The sequence below is a fragment of the Variovorax sp. EL159 genome (assembly GCF_900100965.1).
GTDB lineage: Bacteria > Pseudomonadota > Gammaproteobacteria > Burkholderiales > Burkholderiaceae_C > Variovorax.
In genome coordinates, this window is sequence record NZ_FMUJ01000001.1 from 938,374 (window position 1) to 960,962 (window position 22,589).

Consider the following 22,589-nt stretch of genomic DNA (forward strand, 5'->3'; position numbering starts at 1 on the left):
GTTCCATGGTGTGTTGGGAGAGCGCGTTCAGCGAAGGCCAAAGAAGGACAACACAGCCACGACGACCACGACCAGACCAACGATGTAGATGATGGAATTCACGCGAAAGCTCCGTTGTTGACGACAGCTTCAGCGTCTGCCTTCGCCCGTGCCGCGACTGTCGGCAAGGGGCTGCGCGTGTTGTAGGCGCTTGCGAAGCGCCGTTTGCATGACATATCCCCGGTTTGCGCGCCTTTCTCGTTCGTGGCCGCGCAGGCGTGACGATTGTTTGCAATACGCAACCAGCATCCACGCAAGACTCTGGCCTCCCCAGCCCGACCGATCGTTCCTCCGATGCGACTCAGCGAGAAGCCCCCCTTCACCGGCTCCCATCCGGCCCACCCCGGCGCCCGTTCCGCGCGCCCGGCCGACGCCGCCGCGGCACGCGTCAACGCGCAACTCTTGCCCACGCTGTTCGATCGCCTGCGCGACGAGGCGTCCAGCCGTACCTCGGAGTCGCCTTCGGACTACACCGTCACGCCCGCGCGGATGCGCGACATCGTGCAGCGCGACCTGGCCTTCCTGCTGAACACCACCAACGCCGAAGACCTGATCGACCGCACGCGCCATGCCGACGCGGCGTCTTCCACCATCAACTTCGGCGTGCCGCCGCTGGCGGGCAGCTACCTGTCGGAGCGCAAGTGGGTGGACATCGAACGCATCATCCGCCGCGCCATCCAGGACTACGAACCGCGCCTGATTCCCGAGACGGTGACGGTGGTGCCGCTCATGAAGGAGGGCGGCGCACCCGAGGAATACAACGTCCTGCTGTTCGAAATCCGCGCCATGATCAATCTGCGTCCCTATCCGCTGGCGTTCACGGTGCAGAGCGCGGTCGATCTCGAAACCAACCGCATGCGCGTGGTCGGCACGGCGCGCTGAAGCGCCCGCCACGCCACGCGCCCATCGCCCGCTTCACACATCACTCTTCTTCAGGGAATCGACGCATTCATGGACCCCCGACTTCTGGACTACTACAACAAGGAACTGGTCTACATGCGCGAGGCGGCGAGCGAGTTCGCCAGCTCGCATCCGAAGATCGCGCGCCGTCTCGGCATGCACGGCATCGAGGTGGCCGACCCGTACGTGGAGCGGCTGATCGAGTCGTTCAGCTTCATGTCGGCGCGCATGCAGATCAAGCTGGACGCGGAATTTCCGCGCTTCACGCAAAGGCTGCTGGAGGTGCTGTACCCGAACTACCTGAGCCCCACGCCGTCGATGGCGGTGGCGCAATTGCACCCCAGCGTGAAAGAAGGCGACTTCACGCGCGGCTTCGTGGTGCCGCGCGGCACGGCCTTTCATGCGCGGGTGCCGCCGGGCGAAGAAACGCCGTGCGAGTTCCGCTCCAGCCAGGACGTGACGCTGTGGCCCTTCGAGATCGTCGACGCCAAGCTCACCGGCGCGCCGCCCGACATTCCGGCGCTCGAGCGCTATGTGCCGCCGCACGTGCAGGTGACGGGGGCACTGCGCCTGCGGCTGCGCATCGTGGGCGAGATGGGGTTCGGCGCGCTGGTCGGGCTCGACCGCCTGCCGATTTATCTGCGCGGCAACGAGCAGGTCGCCTCGCATCTGTTCGAGCTGCTGCACACCTCGGCGGTGGCCACCTTCGTCGGCGAGCCCGGCAAGCTGATGGAGCGGCCGCACGTGGTGACCGACGGCGCGCTGGTGCACGAAGGGCTGGCACCGGGCGAGGGGCTGCTGCCGCTGGCGTGGAACACCTTTCACGGCCACAACCTGCTGCACGAATACTTCGCGTGCCCCGAGCGCTTCTACTTCTTCACGCTCACGCAACTCGCGCCCGGCCTGGCGCGCGTGCCGGGCAAGGAGGTTGAGATCGTCGTGCTGCTGAGCAAGCCGCCGGGGGCGCTCGGTTCGCTGGTCGATGCCGGGCAGTTCGCGCTGTTCAGCACGCCGGTGGTCAACCTGTTCGAGCGGCGCACCGACCGCATCGAGCTGAACGCGGCGCAGCCTGAATTCCACCTGGTGCCCGATCGCTCGCGGCCGTTGGACTTCGAGGTCTATTCGGTCCAGCGCATCGCGGGGCAGCAGGCGCAGACCACGGCCGAGCTGGAGTTCCGCCCGCTCTACCAGACGCTCAACGAAGACGAGGGCAACTACGGCCGCTACTTCTCGGTGCGCCGCGAGCCGCGGCTGGTGTCGGACACGGCGCGCAAGTACGGTACGCGCACGCCCTACATCGGCACCGAGGTGTTCCTGTCGCTGGTCGACCAGCACGAGGCGCCGTACTCCGACAGCCTGCGCTACCTGTCGGTGAAGGCGATGCTCACCAATCGCGACCTGCCGTGCCTGGTGCCGCGCAACGGGTATGCCGACCTGGCGGTGGCCGATTCGATTCCGGTGTCGGCGGTCGGCCTGATCCGCCCGCCCAGCACGCCCAAGTCGCCGTTCGCGCAGCGCGAGATCGCATGGCGGCTGATTCGCCAACTGGGCTTCAACCACCTGCCGCTGGCCGACATGCCGCACCGAGAGGGCGCGCAGGCGCTGCGCGACATGCTGCGGCTGTTCGTGACGGCCGACAACGACGTGCTGGCCCGCCAGATCGACAGCCTCGTCGGCTCGCGCATCCAGCCGGTCACGCGGCGCCTGCCGGGTGCGGGGCCGCTGATCTACGGGCGTGGCGTGCAGTGCACGCTGAGCGTCGATGAAGAGGGCTTCTCGGGCACGAGCCCGTACCTGCTGGGGCTGGTGCTGGAGCACTACCTCGCGCGGCACGTGAGCATCAACGTCTTCACGCAGACGGTGCTCGAATCGATGCAGCGCGGCACCGTCGCCAAATGGCCGGTGCGCATGGGTGGGCGCGGGATCGTCTGAACTGCGGGCTGGCTGGCCGCTGTGTCAGCGCGGTGCGCCCGATGCACGAGGCGCGCGAGACGCGTGAGGGGCGGGCCCCAGCGCCTGCTCGATCAGCCATCGCATCGCGGCGCGTACTTCCTTCCGGTCGGCGCCGGCCTCGATTTCGAGCGCGGCCCGGTCGAAGGCGGCCGACAGCAACTGGGACAGCGCATCGACGGACACCTCGCCGCGCCCCATGCCGGCCTTGCCCAAACCCTGGCGCAGCGAGTGCGCCGCGTTCGCGTCGTCCATCGCCATGATCTCCGTCATGCCCAGCACCGAAGGGCCGTCGATCAGCAGCAGGCGGGTGCGCCCCGGCACCGTCATCGCATTCAGGTAGGCCTCGCTCCCTTCGAGCAGCGCTTCACGCGGCGCGAGCTGTTCGGGCGTCGCCGCTTCGATGTCGGCGGCCACGGCCTCCGACTCGCGCACCAGCACCTGCCTGAACAGATCGCGCTTGTCGGTGAAGTGGTGGTAGAGCGCCCCGCGCGTGATGCCCGCGGCCTCGGCGATTTCTGGCGTGGAGGTGTCGCCATAGCCCTTGCTGACGAACAGCGCGCGGGCCGCCTCGATCAGCGCGAGGCGGGTGGTTTCGGTGCGTTCGCGATTGGTACGTGCCGGTGCTTTGGCCATGCCCCTAATTTACATGCAGTCTGTTTGTGAATTAATATTCAACTTACATTCAGTCTGTATGTTTTATATGAAAGGAAGAAAACCGTGAAAGTAACGAGCTACTACCCCGTGGTCATGACCCACGACGTCGCCGCGACGGCCCGCTTCTATGGCCAGCATTTCGGTTTCGTGGCGCTGTTCACGAGCAATTGGTACGTGCATCTGCAACTGGCGGACAACGCCGCAGTCAACCTGGCCGTGCTCGACGCGGGGCATGAAACCATTCCGGTGCCCGCGCGTGGACAGGTGGCCGGTGGGTTGCTGCTGAACTTCGAGGTGGACGACCCCGATGCGGTGCACGACCGGCTGAAGGCGGCCGGCCTGCCGATCCTGCTGTCGCTGCGTGACGAGGCCTTCGGCCAGAGGCACTTCATCACGAGCGACCCGAACGGCGTGTTGATCGACATCATCAAGCCGATTCCGCCGAGCGGGGAGTTCGCGGCGCAGTACGAGGTCGGCGCGCTGCCGACCTGAGGGGCGATCAGGCGCGCAGCGCCTCGCCTTCCTCCAACCCATCCCCCAGAAACCCGCCACTCTGATGCGCCCACAGCCGCGCGTACAGACCACCCTGCGCCATCAGCGTGCGATGGTCGCCTTCTTCCACCACGCGGCCTTCGTCGAGCACGATCAGCCGGTCCATCGCCGCGATGGTCGACAGCCGGTGCGCGATGGCGATCACGGTCTTGCCTTCCATCAGCGTGTACAGGCTCTGCTGGATCGCGGCCTCGACCTCGGAGTCGAGCGCGCTCGTGGCTTCGTCGAGCAGCAGGATCGGCGCGTCCTTCAGCATCACGCGCGCGATGGCCACGCGCTGGCGCTGGCCGCCCGAGAGCTTCACGCCGCGCTCGCCCACGTGCGCCTCGTAGCCGCGCCGTCCGCTGGCATCGCCCAGCGTCTGGATGAAGTCGTGCGCCTCGGCGCGCCGGGCCGCCGCCTCGATCTGTTCGAGCGTGGCGTCGGGCCGGCCGTAGGCCACGTTGTCGGCCACCGAGCGGTGCATCAGCGAGGTGTCCTGCGTGACCATGCCGATGTGGCTGCGCAGCGAGTCCTGCGTGACGTGCGCAATGTCCTGCCCGTCAATCAGGATGCGGCCGCTCTCCAGGTCATGGAAGCGCAAGAGCAGGTTCACCAGCGTCGACTTGCCGGCGCCCGAGCGGCCGACCAGGCCGATCTTCTCGCCGGGCTTGACGGTCAGGTTCAGGTCTTCGATCACGCGGCGCCCCGCATCGCCGTAGCGGAAGCTCGCATGCTCGAAGCGCACTTCGCCGTGCGGCACGTCGAGCACGGTGGCATCGGGCGCGTCGAGCACGGTGCGCGGGCGCGACAGCGTCTTCATGCCGTCCTGCACCGTGCCGATGTTCTCGAACAGGCTCGTCATTTCCCACATGATCCAGTGCGACATGCCCTGCAGCCGCAGTGCCATCGCGGTGGCTGCGGCCACCGCGCCCACGCCGACCGCGCCGTTCGACCACAGCCACAGCGCCATGCCGGCCATGCCGGCGGTCAGGCCCATGCTGAGCGTGTGGTTGACGATCTCGAACGCGCTCACCAGCCGCATCTGGCCGTAGCCGGTGTGCATGAACTCGCGCATGGCGTCGCGCGCAAAACCGGCCTCGCGCTGCGTGTGCGAGAACAGCTTGACGGTCGCGATGTTGGTGTAGGCATCGGTCACGCGGCCGGTCATGAGCGCGCGCGCATCGGCCTGTGCCTTGCCGACCTTGCCCAGCCGCGGCACGAAATAGATCAGCGAGACGATGTACAGCACCAGCCAGATCAGGAAGGGCCACACCAGCTGTGCATCGAGCACGCCCACCAGGATGATCATGGTCGCGACGTACACGCCCATGGCCACCAGCACGTCGGCCAGCACGAACACGGTTTCGCGCACGGCCAGCGCAGTCTGCATCACCTTGGCGGTGATGCGGCCGGCGAACTCGTCCTGGTAGAAGGCCATGCTCTGGCCCAGCATCAGGCGGTGGAAATTCCAGCGCAGGCGCATCGGCAGGTTCACCGCCAGCGTCTGGTGCTTGACGATGGTCTGCAGCGCCACCACGCCGATGCTGATCACCAGAAAGGCGGCCAGCCACAGCAGCGTGTCGCCACGCTCGGCCCACAGGCGCGAGGGCACCTGCCCGCCGAGCCAGTCGACGATGCGCCCGAGGATCGCGAACAACGCGGCCTCGAAGATCGACATGACGGCGGTCAGCACCGCCATCGCGGCGATCTTTCCGCGCACGCCGTGCGTGCAGGCCCACAGGAAGGCGAAGAAGCCTTGGGGCGGCAGCGCGGGTTCGGCGGCGGGGTAGGGGTGAAGAAGTTTTTCGAAGAAGCGGAACAAGGCGGGCGATCTCCCAGGTAGCCGGCAACTTTAGCCGTGCCTGCATGACCTTGCCCCGAAAAGGTGCGTTCTTCTACAGCTTGCGAGGCTTCTCTTCGGCGGGTGCCGATCGGGCCGCGGACTTTGGTTGCATGCCGCCCAGCCGTTCGCTCAGGAAGTCGATGAAAGTACGCAGCTTGGGCGCCATGTATTGCCGGCTCGTGTACACGGCAAAGAGCGTGACGGGCGGCGAATCGAAGTCGGGCAGCAGCCGCACCAGCCGGCCCTTTGCCAGGTCGTCGTCGATCAGCCAGAGCGGCATGAAGGCGATGCCCATGCCGGCGTGCACCGCATGCAGTGTGAGCGTGGTGTCGTCGGAGCGCATGGCCGGTGCAAGGCGCAGCGGAAACATCCGCCCGCCCGGCCCCTTGAGCGCGAGGTTCTCCAGGTTCACGTAGCTCGGCACGATCGCGCCAAGGCGCGCCAGATCGGCGGGCAGGGCGGGAGCGCCACCCGCGCGCTTCAGGTACGCCGGTGTGCCGGCGAGGTAGAAGGGCACGCGGCACAGCGGCCGCGCGATCAATGCGGACGAGAGTTCCTGCGTGGCGCGCAGCGCAAGGTCGTAGCCATCGGCCGCGAGATCGACCTTGCGGTTTTCCAGGTGCATGTCGACCAGCACCTCCGGGTAGCGCTCGCGGTAGTCGGCCAGCACGCGCGCAAAACGCGGCGTGGCACACCAGACCGGCGCGCTCACCTTGAGCTGGCCGCGCGGTGTCTCGCTGGTCTGGCCGATGGCGGCTTCGGCCGCGTCGAGCAGGTCGAGCGCGCGGCGGCTCTGTTCGTACCAGGCGGTGCCGGCCTCGGTCAGGCTCAGGTGCCGGCTCGAACGGTGCAGCAGTCGCGCGCCGAGCGATTTTTCGAGCTGGGCCACGTGCTTGCTGGCCATCGGCGGCGACATGCCCAGGCGCCCGGCCGCCGCCACGAAACTGCCGGCCTCGACGACTTCGCGGAACACGCGCAGGCTGGTCATCTGGTCCATCTGAGCTCCTTTGAAGATTTCCTGTGAGGAACTGATTCGATGCATCCTAGCCTGTCGATTTCCTGGGAGGAAATATCTACAGTCGATGCAACGCTTTCAAGGAGCATCGACTTGACCCACGACAACACGAACAACTCGCGCCTGCCGACCTATTTCATCTCGCACGGCGGTGGCCCCTGGCCCTGGATGAAGAAGGAAATGGGCCCGACCTACGACCAGCTCGCGGCCTCGCTGGCCGACATGCCACGCCAGATCGGCCGCACGCCGAGCGCGATCCTCATGGTGTCGGCGCATTGGGAGGCGCCCGCCTTCACGGTGCAGGGCAACCCGAAGCCGCCCATGATCTACGACTACGGCGGCTTCCCGGCCCACACCTACGAGGTGCACTACGACGCGCCGGGCTCGCCCGAACTCGCGCAGCGTGTGCAGGCGCTGATTGCCACAGCAGGCCTGCCGGTGCAGATCGACCCCGAGCGCGGCTACGACCACGGCATGTTCTCGCCGATGGCCGCGATGTACCCCAAGGCCGACGTGCCGGTGGTGCAACTGTCGCTGCGGCGCGGGCTCGACCCGGCCGAGCACCTGGCGCTGGGCCGCGCGCTCGCGCCGCTGCGCGACGAGAACGTGCTGATCGTCGGCAGCGGCCTGAGCTATCACAACCTGCGCAATTTCGGGCCGCAGGCGCATGGCGTGTCGAAGGCCTTCGACGATTGGCTCGACGAGGCGGTGGTCAAGGGTTCAGCGGCCGAGCGCAGTGCGCAACTGCTCGACTGGGCCTCGGCCCCGGCCGCGCGCATGGCGCATCCGCGTGAAGAGCACCTGATTCCGTTGATGGTCGCGGTCGGCGCGGCAGAGGCCGATGCCGGCGAGCGCGTCTATCACGAAGACGCCTTCATGGGCGGCCTCGTCGTGTCCAGCTTCCGCTTCGGCGCGTGAACCTGCGGCGCTAGTTCCGCCGCGCGCCGTCGGCATCCACCAGCCCGACGCGCGTCTGCCGGCCCCAGGTGCCGCGCCCCGTCAGGAAGGTCCACCAACCCCATGCCGCGCCGGTGTGCCGCAGGATCTGGAAGGTGAAGGGCTCGATCAGCGCGGCCATGAAGGCCTGCGCCATGTTCGCCTCGCTGCCCTGACCGATCCAGCGCCGGTACAGGAACACCGACCACAGGTGAAAGGCGAGGTCGAGCACGATCTTCGCGCCGATCACGCCCGCCACCGGCGCCAGCACGCCGAAGCTGCCGCGCACCAGGTACATCAGCAAGAGCCCGAAGGCGGCCAGGCCATACAGCGGCTGCAGCGTGTCGATGGCCTTCACCGGCAGCATCGCGATGCCGAGCCAGCCATAGCGCCGGTCGCCCACCATCGCGCGGTACCAGTATTGCGTCTGCAGGAAGCCGCCGAACCAGCGCCGGCGTTGGCGCAGGAAGGCGCCGGTGCTGCTTGGTGCATCGGTGTGCGCCTGCGCATCGCCGAGCACGCGCACGGTCCACGGCAGGCTGTGCGCCTGGGCATGGCGATGCAGGCGATGGATGAGTTCGTAGTCTTCCACCAGGCAATCGGTGTCGAAGCCACCGACCGCGCGTACCGCATCGAGCCGGAAACCAGCGAAGGCGCCCGAGATCAGCAGCAGGCCGTTGACGCGCATCCATGCATAGCGCGAGAGGAAGTTGCGGATGTACTCGTAGGTCTGGAACCACTGGAAGCAGCGGCCCGTCAGCGTGCGGCTGCACACCGGCGTGATGACGCCAGTGGCCGCGACGAGGTTTGGCTCGGACGAAAAAGCCTGCCGCACGGCGGCGATGGCCTTGCGATCGAGCAGCGTGTCGCCGTCCACCGTGAGCACCGTGTCGGTGTCGATGCAGAGAATGGCCGCATTGAGTGCTACCGCCTTGCCCCCGTGCGGCAGCCGCAGCCAATACAGGTTGGGGTGCGTCGCGCTGGCCGCGCTCAGTTCGCCGAGCGGCGGCGCGACAAGGCCGTAGCGCGTGGTGAGCAGCTCGGCCGTGCCGTCGCTGGAACCATCGTCCGCGATCACGATGCGGTCGGGCACGTCGCTCTGGCCGAGCAGCGCGGCCAGCGTCACGGGCAGCACTGCGGCCTCGTTGTGTGAGGCGACGATCACGCCCAGCGTGTTGCGGCGCGTGCCGCCCGTGCCGGTCGCTTCAGTCGTTGCGGCCCGGGGCCGCAGGATCGGCAAGGTCATCCAGCCGACGAACAGCAGCAGCACGGTGTCGTACAGCACATAGGCCACGCCGACCGACCAGGCCCGGACGTTGCCGACGCGAAAGGCCATGGCAAAGAGCAAAGCCCACAGCACAAGCACGCCGCCATGAATCAGCCAGCTTCGCAACGGCGTGCTGGGAGAGGACAGGCGCGGCGATGCGGCCACGAAGGCGCGTTGGAGGGAATCGTTCAAGAGGATGTGCCCGGGCGACGAACGGTGATACGCAAAAAATCGGCCAGCGGTTTCAAAAGGCCGAGGACAAAGCCGGGACAATCGAAAACGCTCCTGACTGAGTCGGCCCACGCCCGAAAATTCCCCGCATGCTCCCACAAACCCGCTACACCCGGACCGCCATGGCATTGCACTGGCTGGTCGCGGTGCTCATGGCCGTCAACATCGCATTGATCCTGCTGGTCGACCACTACCCCGACGACTGGGTGCGCCCCGCCGTCGACACCCACAAGTCGATCGGCATCACCGTGCTGGGGCTCGTGATCCTGCGGCTTCTGTGGCGTGCCACGCACCGGCCACCGGCCATGCCCGGCTCGTACGGGCCGCTCGAACGCTTCGCCGCGCATGCGGCCCACGGGGTGCTTTACCTGCTGATGGTGTTGCTGCCGCTGTCGGGCTGGATGCACGACTCGGCCTGGAAGGACGCGGCCACGCACCCGATGCAGCTCTTCGGGCTGTTCGAATGGCCGCGCATCGGCTGGATCATGGCCATCGAGCCTGTCGCCAAGGAGACCTGGCACACCGTGCTCGGCGGCGTGCACACCTGGGCCGGCTACGTGCTTTACGTGATGTTCGGGCTGCACGTGCTGGGCGCGCTCAAGCACCAGTTCATCGACGGCGAAGCCGAACTCCAGCGGATGCTGCCATGAGCACCGGCACCATCACCATCGAACAGGCCCGCGCCGAGATCGCCCGCATCGATGCGCTTTCCACGCACCACGACCCGGTGCACGAAGGCGTGCGCGTGCGCTGGCGCCGCTTCGGCACCGACACCTCGAAGCCGCCGCTGGTGCTGCTGCACGGCGGCCACGGCAGCTGGATGCACTGGCTGCGCAACGCCGAGGCGCTGTCGGCCCACCGCACGCTCTGGCTGCCCGACATGCCGGGCTTTCTCGATTCCGATGCGCTGCCCCGCGTGGCGCCCGGCGAAGATTCGCTCTTGCCGCTGTTGAAGGCGCTTGGCGGCACGCTCGATGGGCTGATCGGCGCCGGCACGCCCATCGACCTCGGCGGCTTTTCCTTCGGCGGGCTCACTGCCGCCCGCTTCGCGGTGCAGCGCGGCGCGATCCGCCGGCTGGCGCTCCTGGGCAGCGGCGGTCACGGCACGCTGCGGCGCATGACGGTGCAGATGATCAACTGGCGCGCCGCGCCCGACCGTGAGGCAGAACGCGCCGCGCTGCTGCACAACCTGGGCGCGCTGATGCTGCACGACAAGGCCGCCATCGACCCGCTGGCCTTCGAGATCCACGACATCTCCTGCCACGGCACGCGCTTTCGCAGCAAGGAGGTGTCGCTTGCGGGCGGGCTGCAGGCGGCGCTCGACACGCTCGGCGTGCCGACGCTGCTGCTCTGGGGCGAATACGACGTCACCGCCGACCCGCGCCCGCTGGTGGCGCAACTGGTGGCCGAAGGGCCGCACCGCGAAGGCACGGTGATCGACGGCGCCGGGCACTGGGTGCAGTACGAGCGCGCCGCGCAGGTCAACGCGCGGCTGATGGCGTTTCTCGGCTGAGGCTCCTTCAGCGGCCGATGTCGGCGGCTTCGCGGCGCCAGAACGCCGCGTCCGGGAACGTGCCCGCACCGGCTGCTGCGTTGTCCGCCATGTGCTCCGCGCGGCTCGTGCCCGGGATCGTGCAGGTCACGGCCGGGTGGCTCAGCACGAACTTCAGCAGCACCTGCGCCCAGCTCGTGCAGCCGATGTCGCCGGCCCAGGCGGGCAACGGCTTGTCGCGCAGCCGCCGCAACAGGCCACCGCCGCCGAAGGGCAGATTGACGATCACCGCCACGCCGCGCTCGGCCGCGAGCGGCAGCAGGCGCTGTTCGGCCTCGCGCGCATCGAGCGAATAGTTGATCTGCAAGAAGTCGAGCTTCTCGGCGCGCAGCACGGCCTCGACCTCGTCGTAGGCCGAGGCCGTGTAGTGCGTGACGCCGATGTAGCGCACGCGGCCCTTGTCCTTCCAGCCGTGCAAGGTGGCAAGGTGCGTGCGCCAGTCGACGAGGTTGTGCACCTGCATCAGGTCCATCTGCTTCGTGCGCAGCCGGGTGAACGACTGCTCCATCTGCGCGATGCCGGCTTCGCGGCCCGAGGTCCAGACCTTGGTGGCGAGAAAGGCCTTGTCGCGCTGTCCGCTCGCGGCCAGCAGCTCGCCGGTGGTTTCCTCGGAGCGGCCGTACATCGGCGAGCTGTCGATCACCGTGCCGCTGGCCGCGAAGAGCGCATCGAGCACGCCGGGCAGGCGCTGGTACTCGTCGCTGCCGGGGCGCTGGTCGAAGCCGATCCAGGTGCCGCAGCCGACGACCGGCAAGGCTTGCTGCGTGGAGGGAATGGGGCGGGTGTTCATGCGGGGCCTGTCGTTCTGGGATGGCGCCGCCGCGAACGCGGGGAGCGCGGCGCCGGCGCACAGGGCGGCGCCCAGGCGCAGCAACTCGGCGCGGGTGAGGGAGGCATCGTTCGGTGACGGCGGCATCGGGACGCCAGTATCCGGCGGGAAAGCGCAGCGAGGGGCCATGACGCCAGGCCGCCCCTGTGCTCCAATCCGCCTTTCTCCCGCTTCGTCTCGCTTCATATTCATCATGGGAATGCCACTCTCGCTCCTTCGCATGGCCTCGCTGGACCTCGTGCGGGGCTTTGTCGCGGTGGGCCGGCGCATGAGCATTTCGCTGGCGGCGCAAGACCTGTGCCTCACGCAGTCGGCGGTCAGCAAGCAGATCCATGCATTGGAAGAACAGCTGGGCGTGAAGCTGCTGGTGCGCGGCCATCGCTCGATCTCTTTCACCGCCGAGGGCGAGCGGCTCTTTCGCAGCGCCGATGGTGCCGTGCAGCAGCTGCAGGACGTGATGGGCGGCATCCGCCAGGCCGGCGAGCAGCGCCCGGTGACGCTCAGCGCCAGCATCGGCATGACCGGGCTCTGGCTGCTGCCGCGGCTGGCCCATGTGCAGAAGCTGCATCCGGGCGTGGACGTGCGCGTCTCGTCCAACAACCGGCTGGCTGACCTGCGCAACGAGGGCATCGACCTGGCCATCCGCTACACCACGCCCGCGCTGGCACCGGCCGGCGCGTTGCGGCTCTTCGGCGAAACGGTGGCGCCCGTGGCGCACCCTTCGCTGGGCCTGAAGTCGCTGCGTTCGGCCGGGGCCGTGTCGGGCCTGTGCCTGCTGGCGTTCGAAGATCCGCAGCACCCGTGGCTGCAATGGAGCGACTGGCTGGCGTCGTTGGGCTGGGCCGACGCGAAGCCGCAGGCCGTGCTGCACTTCAACCAGTACGACCAGCTGATCCAGGCGGCGCTGGCCGGGCAGGGCGTGGCGCTGGGGCGTCTCGAGCTGATCCAGCCGCTGCTCGATGAAAAGCGCCTCGTGCGCGTGGCCGCGCCGGAGCCGGTCCAGTCATCGGGGCATGCCTATTGGCTGATCCAGGCCGAGGACGCGCCGCGCGAAGAAGTGCGCCACGTGGCCGCATGGCTGGCGGCCGAGGCGCGGCAGCAGCAATCAGGCGGTGCCTGAGCCTGCTGCCGCCTGGCAGAACGCCAGGGCTTCGTCGAGGCGGTCGTTGCCCCAGAACATCTCGTCGCCGGCAAGGAAGGTCGGCGCGCCGAAGATGCCTTTTTCGGCGGCGGTTTCGGTCTGGCGCCGCAGCCGCAGCTTGTTGGCGTCGGAGATGGCCTCCTCGATGATCCGGTGCGCCGGCAGGCCGAGGCCGGCCAGCAGGTCGTGCATGGCCTGGGGCGAATCGATGTCGCGGTCTTCGGCGAAGTTCAGCGCCATCGTGCGGCGGCAGAACTCGCCCATCCACGGTTGCGTGGCGCCCACCAATGCGATGCGCAGCGGCAGCACGGCCGGGCGCGGAAAGCTGGTTGGCTGCCGCCACGGCAGGCCGTACTTGCGGCACTGGCGGGCCATGTCTTTCCACGTGTAGTCGCCTTTCTCTTTCTGCAGCACGAAGGGCGACGACCCCCAGCCGAACGAGCGAAAGATCGGCCCGAGCAGAAAGGGCTGCCAGCGGATGCCGACACCATGGCGCGCCGCTTCTTCCTCGATGCGCATGACGCTCAGGTAGCTGTAGTTGCTGCCGAAGTCGAACCAGAAATCGAGCATGGGGCGTGTGGGCGAAGTCATTCGAACACCACCAGGCAGCGGGCTTCGATGCTTTCGCGCAGCGGCGCGTCGGCGGGCGCATCGGGGTGGTCGAAGGCCGCATGCGGCGTGTAGCGCGACACGCCGCTCAACTGCGAGTCGTACTGCTTGAAGACCAGCGCCTCGTGCCGGTCCATCGCCGAAAAGTACGACCAGCGGTGCGAGGGCGAATGGGTCGCCAGGTAGATCTCGCCGGTGCGGCGCGGGTAGCGCACTTCGGCGCTGACCAGGTCCTTCGCCATCACCGAGCGCGCATCGCACACGGCCAATGGGGTGTCAAGCACCGGGCCCCTGATCGAGCGCCAGACGTTGACGATGCAGTAGCGCCGCACGGCTGCGGCCTCATCGGGGTCGGCCAGCACCATGGCCAACCGGCGGCGGCCGGACTCCTCGGTGTAGTCGTTGTGGATGCGGCCGTTGGCCGCGGCCTTGCCGTCGCTCGCGCGGCGGCCGAAGCTCAAGGCTGCGCGGTCGGCTTCGCGGCGGCGCACCAGATGGTCGAACACGTAGGCCCGGGTGCCGCCCGTCACTTGCAGCGCCAGTTCGGCGACCTCGCGGTGGTAGATGGCCGTGACCTCGGCGTCGTCGAGGAAGTCGGCCACGGCCGTGGGTGCATCGCGAAGCACGAAGCCTTCGCGCTCGATGTCGGTGGGAGTTGCGGCGACGCGTGCGTCCGAGATCGGCATGGGGCGCAGCTCGTAGCTGCCGCTTTCCCAGGGCGTGTCGGGTGGCGGCGGGAAGGTGTAGCTGAACGGGCGCAGCGCGGAAGGCTGCAGGTAGTTCAGGCCGGCGGTGACGGTGGCGGTGGGGTGGTTCATGCGGGGCTCCTTTGCCTGGCATTGGAGCGAAAGCACGGCCCCGGCTCAAACGACTTCTGCTCGCCTTGGCATGAGCCATGGGAATATGAAAAAGCCAACCCGGAAGAAAAGCCTCCTCCTTCTTGCGACCCATGAAATACTGTATAAAAATACAGTTAACAGTTCAATCATGGGCCTCCCTTTCCTCGACTCCTTTTCCGCTGCCGCAGGCCGTGGCGTCTGGCACGCCGACGAGCTTGGCCTGGCCGATGCGCAGGTCACTGCCACCGGCCATGCCGCGCTCGACGCGCAATTGCCGGGCGGCGGCTGGCCGGTCGGCGCCATGACGGAACTGCTGCAGGCCTCGCCCGAAGCCCACGTCTGGCGGCTGCTGCTGCCCGCGTTGGCGCAGGCGGTGGAAGTGCGCGGCGGCCCGGTCGTGCTGATCGGCGCGCCTTACGAGCCTTGCGGCCCTTCGCTCGCGGCGCAGGGCCTGCCGGTAGAGGCCCTGATGTGGGTCCGCAGCGATGCCGCCCCCGCGCGCCTGTGGGCCTGCGAGCAGGCGCTGCGCTGCGCCGACGTGGCCGCCGTCGTGGCCTGGCTGCCGCAGGCGCGCGTGGCCGAGCTGAGGCGGCTGCAGCTGGCCGCCGCCCAGCACGAGGTGCTGCTCTTCGTGTGCCGGCCCCGATCGGTGGCGCAGTCGGCGTCGCCTGCGCGGCTTCGCATCCAGGTCGAGCGTTGCGAGAGCGACAGCGCGCAGATCGAGCTGCACATCCTCAAGCGTCGCGGCCCGCCGCTGGCTTCGCCGGTGATGCTGCCCGCGCGCAACGAACGCATGGCCGCGCTGCTGGCCGCCGCCCGGTTGCGGCGCAGGCTGCGCTTGCAGCAACTGGGTACGGTGCCGCCTGCGGGCGAGGCGGCATCGCAGGCCACCGTGGTCCGCATCAACGCGTGGAAAGGAGGCCCCAATGCACTGGATCGCATTGCGGTGGTCGCTTGAAGCCGACACGCCCGACGCACAGCAGCCGCTGCCCACGCCCGAGGCCCTGGGCTGGTGGGCGCTGCAGTACACGCCCCATGTCGCATGGCAAGACGAAGCCCTGATGCTCGAAGTCTCCGCCTGCGAGCGGCTGTGGGGCGGGCGGCTGCAAATGATGCGGGGGCTGCTCGCCGCCAACCCTGTCCCTGATGCGCGCATGCTGGGCGCGCAGGGCGCCACCAGCCTGATCGCGCTGGCGCGGCTGCGCCTGTTCTCGCGCGACGAAGAACGGCCGAAGAACATTCCGGAGGGCCTGCCGCTCGACACCCTGAGTGCCGCGCATGCGCACCTCGACCTGCTCGCGCGGCTCGGCTGCCGCACCTGGGGCGACGTGGCCGCCTTGCCGCGCGGCGGCCTCACGCGGCGCTTCGGCGCGGACTTGCGCGAGGCGCTCGACAAGGCCTGGGGCCTGCGCCCCGAAAGCCACACCTGGCTCACGCTGCCCGACGTGTTCGAGCAGAAGCTGGAGCTGCCCGCGCTCGCCGTGACCGCGCCCGAGCTGATGTGGTCGGCCAACCGCCTGCTGATGGCGCTGCAGTTCTGGTTGCGCGCACGCCAGCGCGGCGCGCGTGCGCTCGAGCTGCAATGGACGCTCGACCTCAAGCGCTTCAACGGCGTGAACCTGCCGCCGCACCAGCAGGTCACCGTGCGCACGGCCGAGCCCACGCAGGACATGGCGCACCTGCGCCGCCTGCTGTCCGAGAAACTGGCGCTCACCACGCTCGCAGCGCCCACGAGCTGGCTCCGGCTGCGCACCCTCGAAACCGATCCGTGGGCCGGCGCCAGCACCAGCTTTCTGCCGGAAGACAACCGCAAGGGCGACAAGCTGCACGAGATGGTCGAGCGGCTCAGCGTGCGGCTCGGCGCCGCGCAGGTCGTGGTGCCGTCGGCGCAGGCCGACCACCGGCCCGAGCGCAAGCAGGCATGGCGGCCCGCGCTGCAGAAAGACAAGGCGCCCGAGAAGGTCCGAAAAGACGCGAAGGCCGTGGCCTCGCAGCCCGATGCGCTCTATCCGCCATGGCTGCTGCCCGAACCCCTGCTGCTGGAAATGGACGGCGAGCGGCCGTGCTACCTCGGGCCGCTGAGCAAGCTGATCGGGCCGCAGCGCGTCGAAGCCGGCTGGTGGGGCGACAAGAACGACGGCGGCCAGCCCGCGATGCGCGACTACTACGTGGCGGAAAGCCCCGAAGCCGGGCTGGTGTGGATCTTTCGCGAGCGGCCTGCCGCGCGCTTTTCTTCCGGCGAAGTGCGCTGGTACCTGCAAGGCTTCTATGCCTGATCCCAGTGGCAAGCAGATGCGGGCGCTCATGCCTGCCAAGGTGCATGTGCTGCCGCAGCGGTTCAGGCCGGTGCCGGGGTTGCCTGACTATGCCGAGCTGCACTGCCTCACGAACTTCAGCTTTCAGCGCGGCGCATCGATGCCCGAGGACATGGTGGAGCGCGCCTACCACCTGGGCTATTCGGCACTGGCGATCACCGATGAATGCTCGGTGGCAGGCATCGTGCGCGCGCATGTCGCGTTGCGCGACCTGCCTGCGAAGCTGGACGAGTACGAACGCGAGAACCCCGACGAGCCGCCGATTCCGCGTCACCCCGATTTCCGGTTGCTGTTCGGCAGCGAGTTCCGCTTCGAGCGCTTCAAGCTCGTGGTGATCGCGAACGACACCGAGGGCTGGGGCAACCTCTGCGAGTTCATCACCGTCGCGCGCAACACCGAATTGCCCAAGGGCGAGTACCGCGTGAGCTGGGAAGGCAGCGACGTGGCCTCGCTGCAGCGCTGCCAGGTTCTCTTCGTGCCGCATCGCGCCCCCGGCCGCGCGGTGGACGTCGCCACGCTGCATGAAGACCTGATGGCCGCCAAGGCGCTTTACGGCACCAACCTCTGGCTGGCGATGGAGCTGTTCAACGAACTCGACGACGACCTCTGGTTCGTCACGCTGATGCAGGCGGGCGAAGAGGCGGGCGTGCCGCTGGTGGCAGCTGGCGATGTGCACATGCATGTGCGTGCCTGCAAGCCTCTGCATGACGTGCTGACGGCCGTGCGCGAAGGCAAGACCGTGGCCGAGTGCGGCTTTGCGCTGGAGTCGAATGCCGAGCGGCATCTGCGGCAGCGGATGCGGCTGGCTGAGCTTTATCTGCCGCAGATGCTGGCGAATACGCTGGTGGTGGCCGGGCGGTGCAGGTTCGATCCGGAGGTGATTCGGGAGAACTACAAGTACCCGCTGGAAATGCTGGGAAGCAACGAGACAGCGACGCAGACGTTGGCGCGCAAGACCTGGGAAGGAGCGCTGGTGCGCTATCCAGGCGGCATTCCCGATGCGGTGCGTGCGCAGTTGCACAAGGAGCTGGACCTGATCCGCGAGCTCGAATACGAGATGTTCTTCCTCACGGTGGAAGACATCGTGCGCTTTGCCAAGTCGCAAGACATCCTCTGTCAAGGCCGTGGTTCATCAGCCAATTCGGCGGTCTGCTATTGCCTCGGCATCACTGCGATCAATCCGGAAAAGGGCCACCTGCTGTTCGAGCGTTTCCTGAGCCGCCATCGCCGCGAGCCGCCGGACATCGACGTCGACTTCGAGCACCAGCAGCGCGAAAAAGTCATCCAGTACATCTACGAGAAATACGGCCGCGAGCGTGCAGCCATCGCCGCCGTCGTCATCTGCTACCGCGCACGCAGCGCCTTGCGCGACGTGGGCAAGGCCATCGGTATCGATGAGCGGCTGATCGATGAATTCGCCAAAGACCACTACTGGTTCGACGACACCGTGCTGGGCGAACAACTGCGCCAGGCAGCCGCGCGCGTCGGCGTGGAAGAAGACGAACTCAAGCTGATGCAGTGGATCGAGCTCACGCAAAAGCTCAAGGGCTTTCCGCGTCACCTGAGCCAGCACGTCGGCGGCTTCGTGCTCACGCACACCAAGCTCACGCGGCTGGTGCCGGTCGAGAAGGCCTCGATGAAAGACCGCTCCGTCATCCAGTGGGAGAAAGACGACCTCGAAGCCATGGGCATGCTCAAGGTCGATGTGCTCGCGCTCGGCATGCTCAGTGCGATCCGGCGCGGGCTCGACCACATGAACCGCTGGCGGGGCTCGATGGTGCAGATGCATCACATCCCGAACGACGACCAGAAGGTGTTCGACATGATCTGCGATGCCGACACCATCGGCGTGTTCCAGATCGAGAGCAGGGCGCAGATGTCGATGCTGCCTCGCCTGAAGCCGCGTACCTACGAAGACCTGGTGATCGAGGTCGCGATCGTGCGGCCGGGTCCGATTCAGGGCGGCATGGTGCATCCATATCTCAAGCAGCGCGAGCGGGTCGCCAAGAAGCTGCCGATTGTTTATGAGGATGACGAACTTCGCCCCGCACTCGAACGCACGCTGGGCATACCGATCTTCCAGGAGCAGGTGATGCAGATCGCCATGATCGCGGCCAAATTCACGGCCGACGAGGCGGACCAGTTGCGCCGCGCGATGGCGGCATGGAAACGCAAGGGCGGCCTCGGCAAGTTCCACGACAAGCTCGTGAACGGCATGGTCGATAACGGCTACAAGGCCAGCTTTGCCGAAGCCATCTTCAAGCAGGTCATGGGCTTCGGCGACTACGGCTTCCCCGAAAGCCACGCCGCCAGCTTCGCGCTGCTGGTCACCGTGAGCAGCTGGCTCAAAAACTACGAGCCCGCTTGCTTCCTCGCCGCATTGCTCGATTCGCAACCCATGGGCTTCTACAGCCCATCGCAGCTCGTGCAGGATGCGCGCCGCCATGGCGTCGAGGTGCGGCCGGTCGATGTCACGTGCAGCGACATCGAGACCACGCTCGAAGCCCGCGCCCCTGATGCACCACGCATGCCGTCGGGCACCGACGCGCGCTACGCCGACCGCCTGGGCAACGAGAACCAGCCCGCCGTGCGGCTCGGCCTGAACCGCATTGCCAGCCTCAGCAAGGACGGCGCCGAACGCCTGCTGAAAGCGCGCGCGCAAGCGCCTTTCACCAGCACTGAAGATCTGGCATTGCGCGCCGAACTCGACGGCAAGGACATGGCGGCGCTCGCCGCGGCCGATGCGCTGATGTCGCTCTCGGGCCATCGACGCCAGCAGGTGTGGGACGCCACCGCGCAACATCGCTCGCCGGCCCTGCTCAAGGGTGTGCCGATCCACGAGCAGGTGCTGCTGTTGCCCGCTGCGTCCGAGGGCGAGGAGATCGTCGGCGACTACGCATCGCTGCGCCTCACGTTGCGCCGCCACCCGCTCGCGCTGCTTCGCCCGCGCCTGGCGCGCATGAAGCTCATGAGCGCGGAGGAACTGCGCGCGCAGCCCACCGGGCAGACCGTGCGCGCCTGCGGCATCGTCAAGGGCCGCCAGCGGCCTGGAACGGCCAACGGCACGATCTTCGTCACGCTCGAAGACGAGACCGGCAACGTCAACGTGATCGTCTGGAACCACGTCATCGATGCCTGGCGCGAGCCGCTGCTGAAGTCGCACCTGCTCGCGGTGCAAGGCACCTGGCAGCGCGACGACGACAGCGGCGGCAAGGTGCAGCACCTGATCGCCACCGGCTTCAAGGACCTGACGCCGCTCATGGGCCGGCTCGCGCAGAGCAACACGAGCCGGGACTTTCATTGAGCGCCGGCGTGCCGCCTGCCGAAACCGCCATCCCTCGAATGCAACCGATGGTTCCATGCCTCGCACCGCCGCCGACTTTTCGCTAACCTGTTTCTTCCATGCCTGAAACCGTTCTTCCTGCGCCTGTGGTGGTCGCGGCGCCCATCGGCCCGCCGCCGCCTGCGCCCGATGTGCCGTTGCCCATCACGCCGCCGCCACCGCAGCCCATGCCGCCGCCCGAGGGCGACCCGCCCTCGGTGGCGCCGCCTGTCACCGACCCCGGTTTTCCGCCGCCGGTGGTGGAGCCGCCACCGATGCAATCGGCCGTACCTTTCGGCAAGCTGCATGCGCGGCGCCTTCGCGAGATCTACCGTTCGGCCGGCTGGCCCTGCTGCGACGGCATCGAGGTCGAGCTGCTCGCCGGTGGTTACCTCGAACGCGTGCGCTCCGCGCAGGGCCACGAGACCCTGCGCGTGACCGATGCCGGCATTGCGCGCATCGCGACCACGCTCACCCTCAACCGCGCGGCGCTGTCGCCGCACGAGGCGCTGGTCGAGCGCGTGGCGCGCGAGATGACGCGCGGCGGCCGTATCGCATGGCGCGGCCTTGGCTTGCGTGCCCGCCTGCCGCCGCTCGAAGAGGGCGGCAAGCCGCGCTGGTGCATGGCGCGGCCCGATGTGTTTTCGATCCGCAACACCAGCGTCGAGGCCTATGCGCACCCCATCGTGCACGAGGTGAAGGTGAGCCGCGCCGATCTGCTGGGCGACCTGCGCAAGCCCGACAAGCGCGCGGCCTACCTCGACCTGGGTGGCGAGTGCTGGTACGTGCTGGGCAACGACGCCAAGGGGCGCTGCATCGCCAAGCCCGAAGAGGTGCCCGCCGAATGCGGCGTGATGGTGCTCGAAGGCGAGCGCCTCGTGGTGGCTCGCGCGGCGGTGCACCGCGCTTTCGAGCGCATTCCCTTCGCCGTCTGGCTGGCGCTGGCCAAGGCGCAGCCCGTCGCGGGCTTCGAGGACGATGCGCAGGACCTGCTGATCTGAGTCTGCGGGCCCGAATCAGGATCAGGTGATCGTTTCGTAGCTCCGGTGCGCGATGGCGACGACGTCGTCGGGCAGGAACTGGTTTTCCATCTGGCGCAGGCCTTCTTCGCGGTCTTCGAGGCTTGCGGACGTATCGAAGATCTGGTCGCAGATCTCAAGCAGGTCTCTGGTGATCCGTTCGTAGCGGTAGTAGGCGAGCGCGACCGGGTCGATGTCGACGGGCCCGTACCCTTGGTAGAACAGCGCTTCTTCCTGCGGCTGGTTCCACACGTTGCCGACACCGCCACCGATGAACATCAGGTCGCGCTCTTTCGGCGCGAGGACGAGCGTGTCCCAGTCGACGATGCACAGGCGGTCGTCGTCGCCGACCAGCACGTTGCCCGCGTGGATGTCCGAATGGCACAGCACGAGCGGCAATTGCTTTTCGAGAAGGATCGAGGCCAGTTGCTCGCTCCGGTAGACGATGGTGTCGATCTCTTCGTCATGCGCTTCCCAGAAGGCGAGAAAGCGGCGAACGATGTCGTCGCCGGCCAGGCCGTTGATGAAGCGGCGCTGGTAGCGTCGCACGCCTTCGCGCCAGTGGTGCGAATAGCTTTCTTGTGGCACGCCTGCGCGCAGAGCGTCCGGCAGATCGGCGCGGTGAACGGCGCTCAATGCGGCGCCGAGCGCGATCCATTGCGCGTTGGACAAGGGGCGCTTGAATCCGTTGTCGCCTTTGAAGAAGGGATAGAGCATCCAGTCGAAGCCAAGGCTTTGCGCACTGGGTTGACCGCCCGTCGTGGGCAACGCCGTCATCACGGCATCGATGCTTTGCTCGTGATGCAGGAAGAGGGGGATGAACACGGCGGTCGGCGTGAAATCACCCTGGCGCAATTTCAGGAAGTAGGTCGATCCGTTGTTGGCATGGACGCGGAAAGCGGATGAATTCACATCGGCCCCAAGGGGCAGGAATTCAGCGTGTATGGCGTGCAACCCGTATTCGTCGGCGAGGCATTGGGCGATGGCGTCTTGCGAAAGGTCGGGTGGCGTCAGCATGCAGGAAATGTAGCGCCGGATTTCTAATGCGCAGGGTAGGACGCCAGCAACTCATGACGAAAGGGACGCGTGAAGTGCGAGCGAACGAGCCTGAACTCCCGCACGTTCCAACGGATGGGGCTCAAGGTCGGGCAGGCAGCATGCTCCGCGTCTCTGGCAATCGTGACGTGCGGGTTCCATCCGCGGATGAGAGAACGGAAGCCGGCCCGATGCACTGCGTGTTCGATATGGGCTTGAAGCGCGCGCAGGCCTTGATGGTCCGCAGGCTGGACCACCGAAACGTCGTTGTTCCATGTGCATGAGTGGTCCAGCGTGAGTTCCAGCGTTGGCAGCGACACCTGCGCCAGCGCGGCACGCAGACGTCGCTCCGCGAATTCGTCCTGATCGTGAAGGTACTCCAGCGTCAGATGCCATCGATCTTCTGGAGGAAAACGGCTGCTCCTGGGCCACAGCCAATCGTCGCGATGCGCCTTGATTTCAGTGCGAACGGCCTCGTCGGGAAACAATCCGATGAGAAGCCGGTTGCGCACTTGTCCATTCCGGGAAAGATGTTCGGACTTCATACGGCCTTCCT

The 22,589-nt window shown here is 67.5% G+C and carries 20 protein-coding genes; 11 read left to right on the forward strand and 9 right to left on the reverse strand.

Translation table 11 applies throughout. From position 1 onward, the window contains the following. Positions 1-333 precede the first annotated feature (333 nt). Both tssE and tssF read left to right on the forward strand, forming a co-directional pair. Positions 334-921: a type VI secretion system baseplate subunit TssE gene (tssE, locus tag BLQ28_RS04455; RefSeq protein ID WP_093237320.1), complete on the forward strand. Its 588-nt coding sequence runs from the start codon at positions 334-336 to the stop codon at positions 919-921. 69 nt (positions 922-990) lie between these two features. Beyond that, entirely contained in the window at positions 991-2,871 is a 1,881-nt protein-coding gene (gene tssF / locus BLQ28_RS04460; RefSeq protein WP_093237321.1) for a type VI secretion system baseplate subunit TssF, read from the forward strand. Between the two features lie 24 nt (positions 2,872-2,895). Here tssF and BLQ28_RS04465 read toward each other — a convergent pair whose 3' ends face one another. Next, positions 2,896-3,525, reverse strand: coding sequence for a TetR/AcrR family transcriptional regulator (locus BLQ28_RS04465; protein WP_093237322.1), 630 nt, complete (start codon positions 3,523-3,525; stop codon positions 2,896-2,898). 84 nt (positions 3,526-3,609) lie between these two features. Between BLQ28_RS04465 and BLQ28_RS04470 the strand changes: the two genes are divergently transcribed. Then, entirely contained in the window at positions 3,610-4,038 is a 429-nt protein-coding gene (locus BLQ28_RS04470) for a VOC family protein (RefSeq protein WP_093237323.1), read from the forward strand. A gap of 7 nt (positions 4,039-4,045) precedes the next feature. Here BLQ28_RS04470 and BLQ28_RS04475 read toward each other — a convergent pair whose 3' ends face one another. Both BLQ28_RS04475 and BLQ28_RS04480 read right to left on the reverse strand, forming a co-directional pair. Then, entirely contained in the window at positions 4,046-5,902 is a 1,857-nt protein-coding gene (locus BLQ28_RS04475) for an ABC transporter ATP-binding protein (protein WP_093237324.1), read from the reverse strand. A 73-nt stretch (positions 5,903-5,975) separates the two neighbouring features. Beyond that, the gene (locus BLQ28_RS04480) at positions 5,976-6,920 is read right to left on the reverse strand and encodes a LysR family transcriptional regulator (RefSeq protein ID WP_093237325.1); all 945 of its coding nucleotides are present in this window, start codon (positions 6,918-6,920) and stop codon (positions 5,976-5,978) included. A 111-nt stretch (positions 6,921-7,031) separates the two neighbouring features. Between BLQ28_RS04480 and BLQ28_RS04485 the strand changes: the two genes are divergently transcribed. Further along, the gene (locus BLQ28_RS04485; protein WP_093237326.1) at positions 7,032-7,856 is read left to right on the forward strand and encodes a DODA-type extradiol aromatic ring-opening family dioxygenase; all 825 of its coding nucleotides are present in this window, start codon (positions 7,032-7,034) and stop codon (positions 7,854-7,856) included. A gap of 10 nt (positions 7,857-7,866) precedes the next feature. Here the strand turns inward: BLQ28_RS04485 and BLQ28_RS04490 are convergent, their stop codons facing one another. Further along, the gene (locus BLQ28_RS04490; RefSeq protein ID WP_093237327.1) at positions 7,867-9,333 is read right to left on the reverse strand and encodes a glycosyltransferase family 2 protein; all 1,467 of its coding nucleotides are present in this window, start codon (positions 9,331-9,333) and stop codon (positions 7,867-7,869) included. A gap of 128 nt (positions 9,334-9,461) precedes the next feature. On the opposite strand from BLQ28_RS04490, the gene BLQ28_RS04495 reads away from it, so the two are divergent. Beyond that, positions 9,462-10,022, forward strand: coding sequence for a cytochrome b (locus BLQ28_RS04495; protein ID WP_093237328.1), 561 nt, complete (start codon positions 9,462-9,464; stop codon positions 10,020-10,022). Next, positions 10,019-10,885 (forward strand): alpha/beta fold hydrolase, encoded by an 867-nt coding sequence (locus BLQ28_RS04500; RefSeq protein WP_093237329.1) that lies wholly within the window; start codon positions 10,019-10,021, stop codon positions 10,883-10,885. The genes BLQ28_RS04495 and BLQ28_RS04500 overlap by 4 nt, the downstream gene beginning before the upstream one ends. 7 nt (positions 10,886-10,892) lie before the next feature. Here BLQ28_RS04500 and BLQ28_RS04505 read toward each other — a convergent pair whose 3' ends face one another. Continuing rightward, complete coding sequence (locus BLQ28_RS04505) at positions 10,893-11,840, reverse strand: aldo/keto reductase (protein ID WP_093237330.1); 948 nt, start codon at positions 11,838-11,840, stop codon at positions 10,893-10,895. Between the two features lie 112 nt (positions 11,841-11,952). On the opposite strand from BLQ28_RS04505, the gene BLQ28_RS04510 reads away from it, so the two are divergent. Next, positions 11,953-12,873 carry a LysR substrate-binding domain-containing protein gene (locus tag BLQ28_RS04510; protein WP_093237331.1) on the forward strand — a complete coding sequence of 307 codons (921 nt, stop codon included), beginning with the start codon at positions 11,953-11,955 and terminating at the stop codon, positions 12,871-12,873. Here BLQ28_RS04510 and BLQ28_RS04515 read toward each other — a convergent pair. Both BLQ28_RS04515 and BLQ28_RS04520 read right to left on the reverse strand, forming a co-directional pair. After that, positions 12,859-13,485 (reverse strand): 2-hydroxychromene-2-carboxylate isomerase, encoded by a 627-nt coding sequence (locus BLQ28_RS04515; protein WP_093237332.1) that lies wholly within the window; start codon positions 13,483-13,485, stop codon positions 12,859-12,861. The genes BLQ28_RS04510 and BLQ28_RS04515 overlap by 15 nt on opposite strands. Next, complete coding sequence (locus tag BLQ28_RS04520; RefSeq protein ID WP_093237333.1) at positions 13,482-14,321, reverse strand: CmcJ/NvfI family oxidoreductase; 840 nt, start codon at positions 14,319-14,321, stop codon at positions 13,482-13,484. Before BLQ28_RS04520 ends, BLQ28_RS04515 begins: the two co-directional genes overlap by 4 nt. Positions 14,322-14,490: 169 nt before the next feature. On the opposite strand from BLQ28_RS04520, the gene imuA reads away from it, so the two are divergent. The 4 genes from imuA to BLQ28_RS04540 all read left to right on the forward strand — a co-directional run bounded on the left by imuA (position 14,491) and on the right by BLQ28_RS04540 (position 20,980). Further along, the gene (gene imuA, locus BLQ28_RS04525; RefSeq protein WP_093237334.1) at positions 14,491-15,300 is read left to right on the forward strand and encodes a translesion DNA synthesis-associated protein ImuA; all 810 of its coding nucleotides are present in this window, start codon (positions 14,491-14,493) and stop codon (positions 15,298-15,300) included. Beyond that, complete coding sequence (locus tag BLQ28_RS04530) at positions 15,269-16,618, forward strand: Y-family DNA polymerase (RefSeq protein WP_093237335.1); 1,350 nt, start codon at positions 15,269-15,271, stop codon at positions 16,616-16,618. The genes imuA and BLQ28_RS04530 overlap by 32 nt, the downstream gene beginning before the upstream one ends. Beyond that, the gene (locus BLQ28_RS04535; protein ID WP_093237336.1) at positions 16,611-19,961 is read left to right on the forward strand and encodes an error-prone DNA polymerase; all 3,351 of its coding nucleotides are present in this window, start codon (positions 16,611-16,613) and stop codon (positions 19,959-19,961) included. Before BLQ28_RS04530 ends, BLQ28_RS04535 begins: the two co-directional genes overlap by 8 nt. Before the next feature lie 98 nt (positions 19,962-20,059). Then, complete coding sequence (locus BLQ28_RS04540) at positions 20,060-20,980, forward strand: hypothetical protein (RefSeq protein ID WP_093237337.1); 921 nt, start codon at positions 20,060-20,062, stop codon at positions 20,978-20,980. Between the two features lie 21 nt (positions 20,981-21,001). Here BLQ28_RS04540 and BLQ28_RS04545 read toward each other — a convergent pair whose 3' ends face one another. Together BLQ28_RS04545 and thpR are read right to left on the reverse strand one after the other, a co-directional pair. Next, on the reverse strand, positions 21,002-22,015 hold the full coding sequence (locus tag BLQ28_RS04545; protein WP_093237338.1) for an aminoglycoside phosphotransferase family protein: 1,014 nt from the start codon (positions 22,013-22,015) through the stop codon (positions 21,002-21,004). Between the two features lie 23 nt (positions 22,016-22,038). Next, entirely contained in the window at positions 22,039-22,578 is a 540-nt protein-coding gene (gene thpR / locus BLQ28_RS04550; protein ID WP_093237339.1) for an RNA 2',3'-cyclic phosphodiesterase, read from the reverse strand. Positions 22,579-22,589 lie beyond the last annotated feature (11 nt).

What these genes read in the sequence shown, in the direction of transcription:
- BLQ28_RS04540 (WP_093237337.1), top strand. Translation starts at nt 20,060, where the DNA reads ATGCCTGAAACCGTTCTTCCTGCGCCTGTGGTGGTCGCGGCGCCCATC.
- tssE (WP_093237320.1), top strand. Translation starts at nt 334, where the DNA reads ATGCGACTCAGCGAGAAGCCCCCCTTCACCGGCTCCCATCCGGCCCAC.
- BLQ28_RS04530 (WP_093237335.1), top strand. Translation starts at nt 15,269, where the DNA reads ATGCACTGGATCGCATTGCGGTGGTCGCTTGAAGCCGACACGCCCGAC.
- imuA (WP_093237334.1), top strand. Translation starts at nt 14,491, where the DNA reads ATGGGCCTCCCTTTCCTCGACTCCTTTTCCGCTGCCGCAGGCCGTGGC.
- BLQ28_RS04495 (WP_093237328.1), top strand. Translation starts at nt 9,462, where the DNA reads ATGCTCCCACAAACCCGCTACACCCGGACCGCCATGGCATTGCACTGG.
- BLQ28_RS04500 (WP_093237329.1), top strand. Translation starts at nt 10,019, where the DNA reads ATGAGCACCGGCACCATCACCATCGAACAGGCCCGCGCCGAGATCGCC.
- BLQ28_RS04515 (WP_093237332.1), bottom strand. Translation starts at nt 13,485, where the DNA reads ATGACTTCGCCCACACGCCCCATGCTCGATTTCTGGTTCGACTTCGGC.
- BLQ28_RS04505 (WP_093237330.1), bottom strand. Translation starts at nt 11,840, where the DNA reads ATGCCGCCGTCACCGAACGATGCCTCCCTCACCCGCGCCGAGTTGCTG.
- BLQ28_RS04545 (WP_093237338.1), bottom strand. Translation starts at nt 22,015, where the DNA reads ATGCTGACGCCACCCGACCTTTCGCAAGACGCCATCGCCCAATGCCTC.
- BLQ28_RS04480 (WP_093237325.1), bottom strand. Translation starts at nt 6,920, where the DNA reads ATGGACCAGATGACCAGCCTGCGCGTGTTCCGCGAAGTCGTCGAGGCC.
- BLQ28_RS04535 (WP_093237336.1), top strand. Translation starts at nt 16,611, where the DNA reads ATGCCTGATCCCAGTGGCAAGCAGATGCGGGCGCTCATGCCTGCCAAG.
- BLQ28_RS04510 (WP_093237331.1), top strand. Translation starts at nt 11,953, where the DNA reads ATGCCACTCTCGCTCCTTCGCATGGCCTCGCTGGACCTCGTGCGGGGC.
- thpR (WP_093237339.1), bottom strand. Translation starts at nt 22,578, where the DNA reads ATGAAGTCCGAACATCTTTCCCGGAATGGACAAGTGCGCAACCGGCTT.
- tssF (WP_093237321.1), top strand. Translation starts at nt 991, where the DNA reads ATGGACCCCCGACTTCTGGACTACTACAACAAGGAACTGGTCTACATG.
- BLQ28_RS04520 (WP_093237333.1), bottom strand. Translation starts at nt 14,321, where the DNA reads ATGAACCACCCCACCGCCACCGTCACCGCCGGCCTGAACTACCTGCAG.
- BLQ28_RS04465 (WP_093237322.1), bottom strand. Translation starts at nt 3,525, where the DNA reads ATGGCCAAAGCACCGGCACGTACCAATCGCGAACGCACCGAAACCACC.